The 13,582-nt window shown below is 71.2% G+C and carries 12 protein-coding genes; 3 read left to right on the top strand and 9 right to left on the bottom strand.

Translation table 11 applies throughout. From position 1 onward, the window contains the following. Positions 1 to 335 precede the first annotated feature (335 nt). A complete protein-coding gene (locus H288_RS0107070) occupies positions 336 to 1,283 on the top strand; it encodes a L,D-transpeptidase (protein WP_020091890.1) in 948 nt (315 codons plus the stop codon). Between the two features lie 57 nt (positions 1,284 to 1,340). Here the strand turns inward: H288_RS0107070 and glpX are convergent, their stop codons facing one another. The 3 genes from glpX to H288_RS0107055 form a co-directional block, all read right to left on the bottom strand. Further along, positions 1,341 to 2,324, bottom strand: a complete 984-nt coding sequence (glpX, locus tag H288_RS0107065; protein ID WP_020091889.1) for a class II fructose-bisphosphatase — start codon at positions 2,322 to 2,324, stop codon at positions 1,341 to 1,343. A gap of 145 nt (positions 2,325 to 2,469) precedes the next feature. Continuing rightward, on the bottom strand, positions 2,470 to 3,786 hold the full coding sequence (locus H288_RS0107060; RefSeq protein ID WP_020091888.1) for a homoserine dehydrogenase: 1,317 nt from the start codon (positions 3,784 to 3,786) through the stop codon (positions 2,470 to 2,472). A 109-nt stretch (positions 3,787 to 3,895) separates the two neighbouring features. Beyond that, entirely contained in the window at positions 3,896 to 4,582 is a 687-nt protein-coding gene (locus H288_RS0107055; RefSeq protein WP_020091887.1) for a ceramidase domain-containing protein, read from the bottom strand. 95 nt (positions 4,583 to 4,677) lie between these two features. On the opposite strand from H288_RS0107055, the gene xth reads away from it, so the two are divergent. Both xth and H288_RS0107045 read left to right on the top strand, forming a co-directional pair. Then, complete coding sequence (gene xth / locus H288_RS0107050) at positions 4,678 to 5,472, top strand: exodeoxyribonuclease III (RefSeq protein ID WP_020091886.1); 795 nt, start codon at positions 4,678 to 4,680, stop codon at positions 5,470 to 5,472. Between the two features lie 23 nt (positions 5,473 to 5,495). Next, positions 5,496 to 6,119, top strand: coding sequence for a glutathione S-transferase family protein (locus tag H288_RS0107045; RefSeq protein WP_020091885.1), 624 nt, complete (start codon positions 5,496 to 5,498; stop codon positions 6,117 to 6,119). A gap of 35 nt (positions 6,120 to 6,154) precedes the next feature. Here the strand turns inward: H288_RS0107045 and H288_RS0107040 are convergent, their stop codons facing one another. The 6 genes from H288_RS0107040 to H288_RS0107015 all read right to left on the bottom strand — a co-directional run bounded on the left by H288_RS0107040 (position 6,155) and on the right by H288_RS0107015 (position 13,483). Then, positions 6,155 to 7,057 carry a tetratricopeptide repeat protein gene (locus H288_RS0107040; RefSeq protein WP_020091884.1) on the bottom strand — a complete coding sequence of 301 codons (903 nt, stop codon included), beginning with the start codon at positions 7,055 to 7,057 and terminating at the stop codon, positions 6,155 to 6,157. Further along, complete coding sequence (gene ilvD, locus H288_RS0107035) at positions 7,044 to 8,774, bottom strand: dihydroxy-acid dehydratase (protein ID WP_020091883.1); 1,731 nt, start codon at positions 8,772 to 8,774, stop codon at positions 7,044 to 7,046. The genes H288_RS0107040 and ilvD overlap by 14 nt, the downstream gene beginning before the upstream one ends. A 716-nt stretch (positions 8,775 to 9,490) precedes the next feature. Further along, positions 9,491 to 10,351, bottom strand: coding sequence for a transglutaminase family protein (locus tag H288_RS0107030; protein WP_020091882.1), 861 nt, complete (start codon positions 10,349 to 10,351; stop codon positions 9,491 to 9,493). Positions 10,352 to 10,569: 218 nt separating this feature from the next. Next, on the bottom strand, positions 10,570 to 11,175 hold the full coding sequence (locus tag H288_RS0107025) for an LUD domain-containing protein (protein WP_020091881.1): 606 nt from the start codon (positions 11,173 to 11,175) through the stop codon (positions 10,570 to 10,572). Beyond that, positions 11,172 to 12,743 (bottom strand): lactate utilization protein B, encoded by a 1,572-nt coding sequence (locus tag H288_RS0107020; protein ID WP_020091880.1) that lies wholly within the window; start codon positions 12,741 to 12,743, stop codon positions 11,172 to 11,174. Before H288_RS0107020 ends, H288_RS0107025 begins: the two co-directional genes overlap by 4 nt. Beyond that, complete coding sequence (locus tag H288_RS0107015) at positions 12,740 to 13,483, bottom strand: (Fe-S)-binding protein (protein ID WP_020091879.1); 744 nt, start codon at positions 13,481 to 13,483, stop codon at positions 12,740 to 12,742. The genes H288_RS0107020 and H288_RS0107015 overlap by 4 nt, the downstream gene beginning before the upstream one ends. Between the last annotated feature and the right edge of the window lie 99 nt (positions 13,484 to 13,582).

Raw genomic sequence — 13,582 nt, 5'->3', positions numbered from 1 at the left:
CGTCGCGGCGCCGCGGCCGAACCGCGTTCCGCCAAGTCGCTGGCGCCGAGTCGCTGCCGCTCGGCGAGGCAGGCGTGCCGAGTAAACGGGCGCTCGCCCGGCGCCCTCACGGATCGGTGAGCGGCGCGGCCGAAATCGTTGCTGCACGAGGGCAACACACGCGGCGAGAAACGACCCGGAAGACCCTGTAAGTTGCCCTCGATGACCGTCGGCAACTTGGCGGTAAAGCGCGACCTTTGCTAAGCCCCGGGATGAGCTGTGCCGCGACTTCGTGCCGGCCTGCTCGCCTGCGCGTCGCGGCAAGCCCCGGCGACGCCTCCCGAGGAATTCGAACCATGTCCGCCCCGATCCGTCGCCTTCTCCTGGCCGGCTTCACGGTCCTCGCCCTCGCCTCCGCCGCGCACGCCCAGGGCCGCGGCCCCGTGGGCGATGCCGGGATCGACGGGTTCGGCGACGACAATCAGCTCTACCAGGATCAGAACGGCGCGCTCTACGTGCGTCGCGGCGGCCGCTACCTGCCCTATACCGGCCGCACCGACTTCGTGCGCCCGGCCCCCCCGCCGCCCGCCGCGCAGGTCCCGGTCGCGCCGCCGCCGGCCGCCAACCTGGAGACGGACCCGACGGTCCCGGCACGCCCGGGCAGCGCGCCTGCGGCCGAGGGGCTCTCGCCGCTGGAGGCCGCCAAGGCCAAGGCCGTGCTCCGCGCACCCGACAACGAGCCGATCGACTACGCCAAGATCTACGGCCCGATCACGGACGACGTGTTCCCGGTCCAGGCGTTCAATTACAAGAAGATGAACCCCGCCTTCCTCCGTCAGGAGATCGCCTATCACGGTCCCTACGAGCCGGGGACGATCATCGTCGACCCGCGGGCCCACCAGCTCACCCTGGTCGAGGCCAACGGCCGGGCCCGCCGCTACGGCGTCGGCGTCGGCAAGCAGGGCTTCTCGTGGTCGGGCACCGCGACGGTGAATTCCAAGCAGGCGTGGCCGGACTGGTATCCGCCGAAGGAGATGATCGCCCGCAGCCCGAAGCTCGCCAGCGAGGTCGACAAGCTGCAGAGCGGTCTCGGCGTCGCCGGCGGTCTGCGCAATCCGCTCGGCGCCCGCGCCATGTACCTCTGGCAGGGCAACAAGGACACGCTGTTCCGCATCCACGGAACCCTCGAGCCCTTCTCCATCGGCAAGAGCGTGTCGTCGGGCTGCATCCGGATGATCAATCAGGACGCGATCGACCTGTTCAGCCGGGTCGGCGTCGGCAGCAAGGTGGTGGTGCTGAACTGAGGCCGGGCCGGGCCCACCGCCCGAGCGCCGCCGGTCCGGGACCGGCGGTCCGCCGGTTCAGGTCAGCCCGCGCCGGTGCTCGCCGAGGATCCGGCGGACCGTCCCGGCCTCGGACCGGTACACCAGGGTCTCGGTCTGGATCTTGTCCGGCCGGAAGCGCACGCCGCGCAGGAGAGCCCCGTCCGTGATGCCCGTGGCGGCCACGATGACGTCGCCGCTCGCGAGATCGGTCAGGTCGTATTTCCGGTCCAGATTCTCGATGCCCATCTCGGCGGCCCGGCGCCGACGGTCCGGGGTGTCGAGGATCAGGCGTCCCTGCATCTGGCCGCCGATGCAGCGCATCGCGGCGGCCGCCAGCACGCCCTCGGGCGCCGCGCCGGTCCCGAGATAGAGGTCGATGCCCGTCTCCTCGGGGCTCGCCGTGAAGATGATCCCGGCGATGTCGCCGTCCGAGATCAGGCGCACCGCCGCGCCGGCCGCCCGCACCTCGGCCACGAGGGCCGCGTGGCGCGGCCGGTCGAGGATCAGCGCGGTGATCTGCTTCGGGTCGACGCCCTTGGCCCGGGCCAGCGCCGCGATGTTGTCGGTCGGGCTGGCGTCGAGATCGACGAGGCCGGGCGGGTAGCCGGGCCCGATCGCGATCTTCTGCATGTAGACGTCCGGCGCGGCGAGGAGCGAGCCGCGCTCGGCCATGGCCATGACGGCGATGGCGCCGGGCATGTCCTTGGCGCAGAGGGTCGTGCCCTCAAGCGGATCGACCGCGATGTCGACCTCGGGCCCTTCCCCGAGACCGAGCTGCTCGCCGATGAACAGCATCGGCGCCTGATCGCGCTCCCCCTCCCCGATCACCACGGTGCCGCGGATCGGCAGGCCGTTGAGTTCGTCGCGCATCGCGTCGACCGCGGCCTGGTCGGCCGCCTTCTCGTCGCCCTGGCCGCGCAATCGGGCGGCGGCGATGGCGGCACGCTCCGTCACGCGGGCCAGTTCGAGGGCGAGCGTGCGCGGGACGCCGCGCGATGCCGGCTTGGGGGCCTCTTCCATGGTTTCCTGCCTCTGGCCGGGTCCGATCTTGGGGTCGGATCCCGGATGGATACCGTCGGATGACGGCCGCGCAGCGTATACGCCGGTTCGCTAATGCCCACTATCCTGCATCAAGCGGTGGGGGGTCACGCTACCGTATGCACTGTTATTCACGCTCGATCCGGATCAGCTGCGGCGGCTCCGCCAGCAGCCCGTCGGCGCCGATGGCGTCGAGGGCGTCGCGGATGTTGCCCTCGGTCGCCGCGTAGGTGATCAGCACCAGCGGCACCGGCCGACCGGAGCGGCCGCGCGGATCGGCCTCCGGCCCCTCGACGCGGCGCTGCAGGATGCTCTCCAGGGAGATGGATCGCTCGGCCATCCGCTGCGCGACGCCGGCCGCGACGCCCGGGCGGTCATGGACGGTGAGGCGGATGTAGTAGCCGCCCTCGTGACGCTGCATCTCCACGCGCTCGCTGGCGCGCATCGCCGCGGCCGGAACGCCGAAGGTCGGGCGGATCACGCCGCGCGCCACGTCGGCGATGTCGGCCACCACCGCGGAGGCCGTGGCCTCGCCGCCGGCGCCGGGACCGATGAGCGTGAGCTCGCCCACCGCGTCCGCGTCGATCGTCACGGCGTTGGTCACGCTCATGACCTGCGCGATCGCCGAGGATTTCGGCACCATGGTCGGGTGGACCCGCTGCTCGATACCGGCCTCGGTCGCCTGCGCGACGCCGAGCAGCTTGATCCGGTATCCGAGCTCGTCCGCCATGCGCAGATCGAGGGGCTGCACCCGGGAGATGCCCTCGACCGACACGCCGTCGGCGTCGACGACGGTCCCGAAGGCGAGGCTCGTCAGGATCGCGAGCTTGTGCGCGGTGTCGAACCCCTCGACGTCGAAGGTCGGGTCCGCCTCGGCGTAGCCCAGGGCCTGCGCGTCCTTCAGGCAGGCCTCGAAGGTCAGCCCCTCGCGCTCCATGCGGCTGAGGATGTAGTTGCAGGTGCCGTTGAGGATCCCGTAGACGCGGGAGACCGCGTTGCCCGGCAGGCCCTCGCGCAGGGTCTTGATCACCGGGATGCCGCCGGCCACCGCCGCCTCGAAGGCGAGGGCCACGCCCTTCGCCTCGGCCTGCGCGGCCAGGGCGGCGCCGTGGCGCGCCAGCAGCGCCTTGTTGGCGGTCACCACCGGCTTGCCCGCCGCGAGCGCCGCCTCGACCACGGCCTTGGCCGGTCCCTCGGCGCCGCCGATCAGCTCGACCACGCAGTCCACGGATTCCGACCGGGCGAGCGCCACCGGATCGTCGAACCACGCGATGCCGGACAGGTCGAGGCCGCGGTCCCGGCCACGGTCGCGCGAGGAGACCGCGGTGACGCGGATGTCGAGGCCCGCCGCAGCGAAGGCGGCGCGGCGGCGCTCGACCATCCGGACCACGGACGCACCGACGGTCCCGAGTCCGGCGATCCCGAGGCGAAAGCTCACTGTCATGACCCCTTCCGTGCCCGGGCGACCGCGATGGACCGGGCGCCCGATGCGGCGCACTTCTGCAAGAATTCCGCCCCGCCCGCAAGGAATTGGCCCGGGACCGTGGGGCGTGTCACCCGGCGGTCTCCCGGTGGCGGATCGCCGTCGCCACGAGGGCGTACAGGACGACGGCGTTCAGCACATGCCAGAGCGGGTGCGTGCCGGTCGGCAGCAGCGCGCAGGCCGCCCGGTCGCCGGTTCGCGCCGCGAGCGAGATCAGGAAGAGCAGGCCGATGCTGGCGAGCCGCCGCCCGGTCCCGACGAAGCGCTCCTCCGGCCGCCGCGCGGCCGCCCAGGCGACGCCGAACAGCGCCAGCAGGGCGGGCAGGTAGTCGACCGAGCCGTTGGTGAGCCGCGCGACGTCGAGGCCGGTCAGCCCGTCGAGCAGGGGCGTGAGCGCGAATCCGAGGAGCGCGAAGCCGCCCGTCGCCGCCGCGACCCGGACCGGCGCCAAGCGCAGGAACCGCGAGAGGGCCAGCGCGAGAAAGGCGTAGATGAACAGCGCGATCGGGACGACGTCCGCGAGCATCGCCCAGTAGACCGCCAGGGTGTGGAACAGGAACGAGCCGACGCCCACCACGGCGATCAGGGCCGCCAGCCCGAGGCAGGTCCGGTCCGGCGGATCGGTGACGGCGGCGCGCCGCGCCGCGGCGGCGGCGGCCAGCAGGAAGGCCGAGTTCGACAGCGCGTTCGCGGGCTCGGCCCAGAAGTCCGGCCCGCCCCGCTCGCAGTAAGCCGACACCGGCTCGAACCAGTCCATTCGCCGACCCTACTTCCCCGTCCTTGCGCCGGGATGGCCTTGTCAGCGCGACGCGAAGCGCGGATGACGGCCGGGCGGCGACCGGAAGCGAGGCGATGCGGATCACCACCTGGAACGTCAACTCGATCAAGCAGCGGCTCCCGCACCTCCTCGGCTTCCTGGAGGAGGCGCGGCCCGACGTGGTCTGCCTGCAGGAGCTGAAATGCCAGGACGAGGCCTTCCCGCGCGCCGACATCGAGGCGGCGGGCTACGCGGTCGAGACGCTGGGCCAGAAGGCCTATAACGGCGTGGCGCTGCTGGTCCGGGCGCCGCTGGCCATGTCGGAGATTCGGCGCGGGCTGCCGGGCGACGCCGCCGACGAGCAGGCCCGCTACATCGAGGCGCTGATCTCGGGCGCGGACACCCGCCCGGTGCGCGTGGCGTCGATTTACCTGCCGAACGGCAACCCGGTGGACAGCCCGAAATACCCGTACAAGCTCGCCTTCATGGAGCGGCTGCGGCTTCACGCCCGGGCGCTGCTGGACGACGAGATCGCGGTGGTGCTGGCGGGCGACTACAACGTCATCCCGGAGGCGGCCGACGCGGCCGATCCGGAGGCTTGGCGCTCGGACGCCCTGTTCCTCGGGACGACCCGGGCGGCGTTCCGGGCGATCCTCGCCGAGGGCTACACCGACGCCCTGCGCGCCTGCGACCCGCGCGACGGGCTCTACACCTTCTGGGACTATCAGGCCGGGTGCTGGCAGCGGAATGCCGGCATCCGCATCGACCACCTGCTGCTCTCGCCCCAGGCCGGCGACCGCCTGGTCTCGGCCTCGGTCCAGAAGCACATGCGCGGGCTCGACAAGCCGTCGGACCACGTGCCGGTCACGGCGGAACTGGCGGCCGGTTAGAGCCGCGATCGGGGGGAACGACGATGATCATCTACGGCAGCAGCGTGTCGCCCTACGTGCGCAAGGTGCTCGCGGCGCTCTACGAGAAGGGCGTCGCCTTCGAGCACCGCCCGGTCGGCTTCCACGCGCAGGATCCCGGCTTCCGGGCGGCGAGCCCGATGGGGAAGATCCCCGCGATGGAGGATGCCGGGTATCGCCTCGCCGATTCGAGCGCCATCGTGGACTATCTCGAGCGGCTGCATCCGGCGCCCGCGCTGATCCCCGAGGACGCGCGGGACGCCGCCCGCGCCCGCTGGTTCGACAAGTTCGGCGAGTGCGAGCTGACCCGGCAGGTGCTGGTGCCGTTCGTCGAGCGCTTCCTCAAGCCCCGCCTGTTCAAGGTCGAGGGCGACGAGGCCCTGGCGCAGCGGACCGTCGACACGGCGCTGCCGCCGCTGTTCGACTACCTCGAATCGCAGATCGACGGGCCCTACCTCGTCGGAGGCCGGTTCGGCATCGCCGACATCGCCGTGGCGGCGCCGTTCCACAACCTGCGGCTGGCCAAGGTCGCGGTCGACGGCGCCCGGTGGCCGAAGCTCGCCGACTGGGTCGCGGCGACGCTGGAGCGGCCGTCCTTCACCGCGGCGATCGCCGCGGCGAAGAGCTGAGGCCGCTCAGCGCCGCTTGCACAGTCGAGGGCGGCTCAGCGCCGCTTGCGGATCGAGCCCACGGTCTGGAGCTGCGTCTGCGCCTCGGCGCGGTCGTCCTCGCTGGCGGCCGCCCAGTTCTTCTCGTAGAGCGCGACGATCCAGTCGTCCTTGCGGCTCTCGGCGCCTTCCCGGGCGAGCGAGAGCCACATCAGGCCGCGCACCCGCTGGACCGGGATGCCGCCCAGGCCGTTGACCAGCATGTCGCCGAGCAGCGCCTGCGCCGGGTGGTGGCCCTTCTCGGCGGCGAGGTTGAACCAGCGCGCGGCCTGCCGCGGGTCGGCCTCGACGCCGGTGCCGTCGAGGTAGAGCCGAGCGAGATTGTACTGCGCGTTGGGGTCCCCGTAGTAGGACGCCGCGTAGTTGAACATGTCGTAGGCGCGCTCGGGATTGGGGCGCACGTAGGTGCCCTTGATCCCCTCCAGGAAGTACGTGCCCAGCGCCGTGAAGGCGCTGCCCAGGACCGCCGAGTTCTGCGGATCGGGCCCGTCATCGGTGCTGGCGTCGGCGATCCGCGAGAAGAACTCGAACGCCTTCAGGTCGTCGTGCGGGACGCCGTCGCCGTCGGCGTACATCCGGCCGAGCTTCCACAGCGCAAGGGCGTGGCCCTGGCCGGCCGCGTACTCCAGCGCGCGGGCGGCGCCCTGCTTGTCGCCGGCATTGTACTCGCGCATGCCGGCGCGCAGCGCGTCCTTGGCCGAGCGGTAGCTCTTGTCGGCGACCGGGACCTGCACGGGCGTGCGGACATTGGCGTCGAGGGCGCGCGACGGCGCGACCGGCAGCGCGACCAGGGCGAGCGCCCAGGCCGCGACCGCGAGGCCGCCGACGGACCGGAACCGACCGGGATCGGCCCCGGCCGGCGCCCTGCGCCGGCTGAGGTCAGTCCTAGACGTCCGCATAGCTCTGCGTCTCCTTGGCACCTCCCGGATGGGTGACGGCGCCGTACAAGGCCGGGCCGACGCCCTGCGCGTATTTCCAGAGGTAGCCGGAGGTCGCGGTGTTGGGCCGCGCAGTCCAGGCCTTGCGCCGCTCGGCCAGCTCCGCGTCCGACAGGGCGACACTGAGCGTGCCCTGGATCGCGTCGAGGGTGATGACGTCGCCGTCGCGCAGCAGCCCGATCGGGCCGCCCACGGCGGCCTCAGGTCCGACATGGCCGACGCAGAAGCCGCGGGTCGCGCCCGAGAAGCGCCCGTCGGTGATCAGCGCGACCTTGTCGCCCATGCCCTGGCCGTAGAGGGCCGCGGTGGTCGACAGCATCTCGCGCATGCCGGGGCCGCCCCGCGGGCCCTCGTAGCGAATCACGAGGACGTCGCCTTCCTCGTAGCTGCGGGCCTGCACGGCCGCGAAGCAGGCCTCCTCGCCGTCGAACACGCGGGCCGGGCCGGTGAAGACCTGCTTCTCGGCCGGGATGCCGGCGACCTTCACGATCGCGCCCTCGGGGGCGAGGTTGCCCTTGAGGCCGACGACGCCGCCGGTCGGGGTGATCGGCCGGTTCGCCGGATAGACCACGTCCTGGTCCGGGTTCCAGGTTACCCGGTCCATGTTCTCCGCGATGGTGCGGCCGGTGACCGTCAGGCAGTCGCCGTGCATGAAGCCGTGGTCGAGGAGCGTCTTCATCAGCAGCGGGATGCCGCCGACCTCGAACATGTCCTTGGCGACGTAGCGCCCGCCGGGCTTCAGGTCGGCGATGTAGGGCGTGCGCCGGAAGATCTCGGCCACGTCGAACAGGGTGAACTCGATGCCGCACTCGTGGGCGATCGCCGGCAGGTGCAGCGCCGCGTTGGTGGAGCCGCCCGAGGCCGCTACCACCGTAGCGGCGTTCTCCAGCGCCTTGCGGGTGACGATGTCGCGCGGGCGGATGCGCTTCTCCAGGAGCTCCATCACCTTCTCGCCGGCCGTGGCGCAGAACTTGTCGCGGATCTCGTAGGGGGCCGGGGCGCCGGCCGAGTAGGGCAGCGCCAGGCCAATTGCCTCGGAGACGGTCGCCATGGTGTTGGCGGTGAACTGCGCGCCGCAGGCGCCGGCCGACGGGCAGGCGACCTGCTCCAGCTCGTCGAGGTCCTCGAGGCTCATGTCGCCGACGGCGACCTTGCCGACCGCCTCGAACAGGTCCTGGACGGTCACGGGCTTGCCGCGGAACGAGCCGGGCAGGATCGAGCCGCCGTAGATGAAAATCGAGGGCACGTTCAGCCGGACCATCGCCATCATCATGCCGGGCAGCGACTTGTCGCAGCCCGCGAGACCCACGAGGGCGTCGTAGGCGTGGCCGCGCATGGTCAGCTCGACCGAGTCGGCGATGACCTCGCGCGACGGCAGCGACGCGCGCATGCCGCCATGGCCCATGGCGATGCCGTCTGTGACGGTGATCGTGCAGAACTCGCGCGGCGTCCCGTTGGCGGCGGCGACGCCCTTCTTCACCGCCTGCGCCTGGCGCATCAGCGAGATGTTGCAGGGCGCGGCCTCGTTCCAGCAGGAGGCGACACCCACCAGCGGCTGGTGGATCTGCTCACGGGTCAGGCCCATGGCGTAGAGGTAGGAGCGGTGCGGGGCGCGGTCGGGCCCCTCCGTGACGTGGCGACTCGGCAGCTTCGACTTGTCGTTCAAACGCGTCACCATGACTTCAGACCAAGCCTTCGCAGCCGATCCCGAGGGTGCGTTGAACCGCGGCGCGTCGCCGTTCGCGAGGCGCCGGGAGATCCGTCCGCGTGCTCGGGAAGTCCTCGTTTCCGAACGGTAAACCGTTGTCGAATTTGCCGTTTACCGCGGATGTTGAGGTGGGCCCGGACTATGGCGGGATCGCGGCGTTTACGGGCAGGTCTCGGGGCGGAGCGGGGATCGTTTTACGGTGTTGCGACCCCGCCACAGCCACGCTTGCGGCCATTTCGGCGGCGACGACAAGATGAAGGACAATGGCGCGGCGCTGACGAGACGCTTCCCCGAGACGCAACTTGTCTTCGGGCAAGCCGAGGATCTCCCGGCCGCGATCCGGGCGGGACGCGGCAATCCGGCACCCGGAAAGTCGCTGTATCACTATCCCTGTGCGGGACCGGCGCCGGCAATACGCCGACCGACGGGCGGAACGACATGTCGCGCCGCCGCCGCGGCGGGTCCCGCGCGCCAATCTGCTTGTGCGCCGCGCGGTCCTCGCTCGCGCGGAACGGCGGGTCCGGCGCGCGTCCGTGGCGGCGTCGCGGGCCTGATCGAATGGAGCCCGTGTGCCGCTCTTCGCCGACGCAGGCCGGGATCGGGCGTCCTGCACCGGCACCCGCTTCGCCGCGGCGCGGCCGGGATCACGGGATCACAGGACGACGTGATCCCGGCCGGATCCGCGCTCAGGCCGCTCCGGCGTGCGGCGCCGGGATCTCGGTCGAGATGGCGTCCACCGTGCGCGGCATCGGGCTGCCCTGCCCGTCCGCGCGCTGGATCCGGACCTGCTGATTGACCGGCTGCATGTTGCCGAAGGGCGTCGAGAAGGCGATCTCCGCGGCGTCGCGCCCGACGCCGATCCGCACCAGCCCGTCGAGGTCGGCCTGCCGGGTGGCGTCGAACAGCCACCAGCGCCCGTCGAGATAGGCCTCGAACACCGCGTGGAAGTCGCTCGGGACGAGGCCGTGGGCGTAGCAGCTCACGAACCGGGCCGGGATCCCGAGCGCCCGGCAGAAGGCGGCGCCGATATGCGCGAAGTCGCGGCAGACGCCGGCGCGCTTCAGGAGCGACTCGTGGGCGGTCGTCTCGCCGTCGCTGGAGCCGGGCTGGTAGGCGATGTGGTCGTGGATCCAGTTGCAGATCTGGTTCACGCGCGCGTGGCCCTTGGGGAGCGCCCCGAACTCGGCGAGCGCGAAGGGCGTCAGCCGGTCCGAGGAGACGAACCGGCTCGGCAGCAGGAACGGCAGGATGTCGAGCGGCAGCTGCCCGATGGGCGTCTCGTTGACGGTCGCCGGGTCGGCCCGGTGCACGGTCAGGTCGACCTCGGCATTGTACTCCAGCGCGAACTGACCGGTCGGGACGTTGACCGCGAGATAGCGGTTCTGGAGATCGGGGGTCGTGTAGAGATCGCGCTTGAGGTTCGGCGTCAGGACCAGGCTCTCGCTCAGGATCTCGACGCTCTTCAGCTTCGCCACCTCCAGATTGAAGATGAAGGTGGTGTCCGAGAGGATGTTGTAGGACAGGCTGCAACCGAGGGTGTAGCGCATCGGATCTCCTTGCCGGATGACGGCCCATCCGCCGTCCAAGCAAGGGGCGCGCCCGACCGTCGGTTCCGGCTCGATCGGGGGGTCGCGGGCGAGACGGCGGCGCCGCGTGCGTCGGACGGCGCCACCGTCATCGCCAGCGCAGCGAAGCGAGCCAGAGCAGCGCGTCCCTGGATTGCTTCGCTCCGCTCGCAAGGACGGCTGAAGCGATGGAGCCGGTCTCAGCCGCGCTCGGCGGCATCCCGCGGGAGCAGCACCGCCGTCAGAGAGCGCACGCCCTGCGCGCCGTGGATGAGGACGCCCTCGATGTCGGCGGTGGCCGACGGGCCGGTATGCAGCACCGCGTAGGCCGAGCGGCCGAATTCCGGCCGGCGGTAGGCCGCCTGCACGTTCGGCACGATGTCGGCCGGGTCGAGCAGCACGACGAGGTGCTGCGCGAGATAGGCGACGGCGTTGACGATCAGCTGGTCCTGCGTGAACAGCACCGAGCCGGTCTCGGCGATGCCGAACACCGCGCGGACCACCGCCACGTCCACGTCCTCGACCTCCTGGGGCGCGCGCACGCTCCGCAGGTCGCGGTTGCCGGTCAGCTCCGGCACCGCGGAGGCGATCACCTTGGCGGCGTCGAGGCGCTCGCGCACGCCCGCGAACACGTCGGCGGCGCCGGGCTCGGCCACGCGGCCGCCCATGCGCTTCAGCCGCTCGCCGAACTCGGCGACCAGGTCCTCGCCGACGAGCGGCGCGAACAGCGGCACCTCCGGCAGCGGGAAGTCGCCGGCCGGCCGGTTCCTGCGGATACCGTCGAGGATCGCGTCGCGGGCGCTCATCGACCCGTGTCCTTCATGCGGTTCTGCTTGTACCAGGCGTGGAAGGTCTGGCGCGGCGCGTCGGGCATCTCGCGCTTCTTCCCCCAGGTGTTGAGCGGGTTGTAGACCGCGAAGCGCGGCAGGACCTTCAGGGCGGAATCCGCCGCGCCGATCGCCGCCCGGTAGGCGGCCGGGCGCGAGAGCACGGCGCCCGCGGCCTTCATCATGCCCTGCTTGAGCGCCGGGATCTGGTGCTCCTCGACCAGCACCTTCCGCCACGCGAAGATCTGCTCGTGGATGTTGATCTTCACCGGGCAGACGTTGGTGCAGGAGCCGTTCATCGTCGAGGAGAACGGCAGCGTCGAGTATTTCCGCTTGTTAAAGGTCGGATCGATGATCAGCCCGATCGGCCCCGAATAGGTCGCGCCGTAGGAGAGGCCGCCCGAGCGCCGGTAGACCGGGCAGGTGTTCATGCAGGCGCCGCAGCGGATGCATTTCAGCGAGGTCCAGAACTCCTCCATGCCGAGGCGCTCGGAGCGGCCGTTGTCGACCAGCACCATGTGCATCTCGGTGCCCGCGCGGGGGCCGCGGAAATGCGAGGTGTACTGGGTGATCGGCGAGCCCAGCGCCGAGCGCGACAGCAGGCGGATGAACACCCCGAGGTGCTCGACCTTCGGGATGATCTTCTCGATGCCGATGGAGTGGATCTGCAGCGGCGGCACGTTGCCGGACAGGTCGGCGTTGCCCTCGTTGGTGCAGGTCACGACCGTGCCGGTCTCGGCGATCGCGAAGTTGCATCCGGTCATGCCGGCATCGGCCTTCAGGATGTAGGGCCGGGTGGTCTCGCGCTGGCTCTCGGCGAGGTAGTGCGCGTCGTCGTTGTCCGGATCGGTGCCGAGCGTCTTGGCGAAGACCTCGGCCACGTCCATCCGGGTCTTGTGGACGGCCGGCGCCACGACGTGGCTCGGCTCCTCGTTGTCGAGCTGCTGGATCCGCTCGCCGAGATCCGTCTCGATGACCTCGATGCCGTTGGCCGCCATGTGGTGGCGGAAGCCGCACTCCTCGGTGAGCATCGACTTCGACTTCACCAGCGTCTTGGCGCCGTGGCTCCGCAGGATGTCCAGCACGATCCGGTTGTGATCGGCGCCGTCCTTCGCCCAGTGCACGTGGACGCCGTTGGCCTTCGCGGCCGCCTCGAATTGCTCGAGGTACCGGTCAAGGTGGCTCAGCGTGTGGGTCTTGATCTGCGAGGCGAGCTCGCGCAGCTCCTCCCACTCCGGGATGCCGTGCGCGGAGGCGTCGCGCTTCTTGCGCAGGTCCCACAGGCGCTCGTCGTGGGCGGCCTGGTGCAGCGGCGCCGCGAGGAAGCGCTCGGCGGCCTCCGACTGGTTGATCGGCCGGTCGCCCCGGATCTTCGCGCCGCGCGGCTGCGGCTCCCGGGTCTGCGGGGCGCGGATCGGCTTCGAAGCGGCTTCCGCGTGCTGGAGGCGCCGGCCGTCCGGCGCCCGCTCGCTCTCGTCGTGGCCGGCCCGCACCTCGGGGTGGATGACGCCTTCGCGCTCGCGGGGGTTGAGGTCCTCGACGCTCATGCTGCGGCTCCGTTCAGCACCTGCGCGATGTGGATGTACTTGAGCGGCAAGCCGAGCCGTTCGGCGCAGCCCTTCTGGTGCATGAGGCAGGAGGAATCCGCCGAGACGACGTAGGCGGCCCCGGCCCGGTTCTGATCGGCGACCTTGTCGTAGCCCATCTTCGCCGAGACGGCGGGCTCGAACACCGAGAAGGTGCCGCCGAAGCCGCAGCACTCGTCCGGCCGGGCGAGATCGACGAGCTCGACGCCCTTCACGAGGCGCAGCAGGTCGAGGGGCTTCGAGTAGTAGGGCTTCACCAGCTCGGTCGGCCGCGCGTGGTGGATGCCCCGCAGGGCGTTGCAGTTGGTGTGATAGGCGACCTTGTGGGGGAAGTTCGCCCAGGGCAGGTCCTCGACCTTCAGAACGTCGTGCAGGAACTCCACCAGCTCGTAGGTGCTGGCGCGGACGTGTCGGACCTCGTCGGTCTGCGGGATCGCCGTCAGGTGCTCGCGCACCTGGTGAACGCAGGAGCCCGACGGGGCGACGACGTAGTCGAAGCCGGAGAAGTTCTTGACGAACAAGGCCTCGGTCGCCGCGGCCTCGGCGTGGCAGCCAGTGTTGGTCATCGGCTGGCCGCAGCAGGTCTGGTCGAACGGATACTCGACCGTGCAGCCCAGGCGCTCGAGGAGCTCCAGGGTAGCGATCCCGACCTCGGGCTCGAAGGCGTCGACGTAGCACGGCACGAACAGGCCCACCCGCATGGTCCGGCAACTCCCTGGATGGCCCGGCGCGGCGGCCTGGAACGGTTCAAGACTGACCGAGGGTCTACCGGAAGGGGCGGCCCTTGGCGAGGTTGCCCG

Origin of the sequence: Methylobacterium sp. 285MFTsu5.1 (genome assembly GCF_000383455.1) — a bacterium.
Lineage (GTDB): Bacteria > Pseudomonadota > Alphaproteobacteria > Rhizobiales > Beijerinckiaceae > Methylobacterium.
Note: the sequence above shows the minus strand (reverse complement) of the source record. Positions and strands in the feature narration are given on the sequence as shown.

What these genes read in the sequence shown, in the direction of transcription:
- H288_RS0107015 (WP_020091879.1), bottom strand. Translation starts at nt 13,483, where the DNA reads ATGCGGGTGGGCCTGTTCGTGCCGTGCTACGTCGACGCCTTCGAGCCC.
- H288_RS0107025 (WP_020091881.1), bottom strand. Translation starts at nt 11,175, where the DNA reads ATGAGCGCCCGCGACGCGATCCTCGACGGTATCCGCAGGAACCGGCCG.
- H288_RS0107030 (WP_020091882.1), bottom strand. Translation starts at nt 10,351, where the DNA reads ATGCGCTACACCCTCGGTTGCAGCCTGTCCTACAACATCCTCTCGGAC.
- xth (WP_020091886.1), top strand. Translation starts at nt 4,678, where the DNA reads ATGCGGATCACCACCTGGAACGTCAACTCGATCAAGCAGCGGCTCCCG.
- H288_RS0107070 (WP_020091890.1), top strand. Translation starts at nt 336, where the DNA reads ATGTCCGCCCCGATCCGTCGCCTTCTCCTGGCCGGCTTCACGGTCCTC.
- H288_RS0107020 (WP_020091880.1), bottom strand. Translation starts at nt 12,743, where the DNA reads ATGAGCGTCGAGGACCTCAACCCCCGCGAGCGCGAAGGCGTCATCCAC.
- H288_RS0107040 (WP_020091884.1), bottom strand. Translation starts at nt 7,057, where the DNA reads ATGCGGACGTCTAGGACTGACCTCAGCCGGCGCAGGGCGCCGGCCGGG.
- H288_RS0107055 (WP_020091887.1), bottom strand. Translation starts at nt 4,582, where the DNA reads ATGGACTGGTTCGAGCCGGTGTCGGCTTACTGCGAGCGGGGCGGGCCG.
- ilvD (WP_020091883.1), bottom strand. Translation starts at nt 8,774, where the DNA reads ATGGTGACGCGTTTGAACGACAAGTCGAAGCTGCCGAGTCGCCACGTC.
- glpX (WP_020091889.1), bottom strand. Translation starts at nt 2,324, where the DNA reads ATGGAAGAGGCCCCCAAGCCGGCATCGCGCGGCGTCCCGCGCACGCTC.
- H288_RS0107060 (WP_020091888.1), bottom strand. Translation starts at nt 3,786, where the DNA reads ATGACAGTGAGCTTTCGCCTCGGGATCGCCGGACTCGGGACCGTCGGT.
- H288_RS0107045 (WP_020091885.1), top strand. Translation starts at nt 5,496, where the DNA reads ATGATCATCTACGGCAGCAGCGTGTCGCCCTACGTGCGCAAGGTGCTC.